Below are 811 nucleotides of genomic sequence, written 5' to 3' on the forward strand. Positions count from 1 at the left end.
TGATCCACTTTTAGCTAAAACTTGACCTCTTTCGATATCAGTTCTTTGAACACCTCTTAATAATGCTCCGATGTTATCTCCAGCTTGTGCTTCGTCTAGTAACTTTCTGAACATTTCTATTCCTGTTACTACTGTCTTTCTTCTTTCTTCACTTAATCCAACTACTTCTACTTCGTCTCCTACATGTAGAATTCCACTTTCAACTCTTCCAGTTGCAACTGTTCCTCTACCAGTGATTGTGAATACATCTTCTACTGGCATTAAGAATGGCTTATCTGTTGCTCTTTCTGGTGTTGGAATGTAGCTATCTACTGCATCCATTAAGTCTAAGATTGGTTGAATCTTTTCTGGATCTGTTGGGTTTTCTAATGCTTGTAATGCAGATCCTTTAACTATTGGAATATCGTCTCCTGGGAAGTTGTATTCGCTTAATAGTTCTCTTACTTCCATTTCTACTAATTCAAGTAATTCTTCGTCATCTACCATATCTGCTTTGTTTAAGAATACTACGATATAGTCAACTCCTACTCTTGATGCTAGTAGTATATGTTCTCTTGTTTGAGGCATTGGACCATCTGCTGCTGATACAACTAAGATAGCTCCATCCATTTGTGCTGCTCCTGTTATCATGTTCTTAACATAGTCAGCATGTCCTGGACAGTCAACGTGTGCGTAGTGTCTGTTTTCTGTTTCATACTCTACGTGTGCTGTGTTGATTGTAATTCCTCTTTCTTTTTCCTCTGGTGCTTTATCTATATCTGCATAGTTGAATGCTTCTGCAAATCCCTTGTTTGCTAATACTGTTGTGATT

General features: G+C 37.9%; 1 protein-coding gene. It reads right to left on the reverse strand.

Annotated elements, in window-relative coordinates; all coding sequences use genetic code 11:
* Positions 1-811: elongation factor Tu (locus JK634_RS01450; RefSeq protein ID WP_202765862.1), on the reverse strand; the 811-nt coding region annotated here is incomplete at both ends.

Origin of the sequence: Clostridium paridis (assembly GCF_016765615.1) — a bacterium.
GTDB classification, from domain to species: Bacteria; Bacillota; Clostridia; order Clostridiales; family Clostridiaceae; genus Clostridium_T; species Clostridium_T paridis.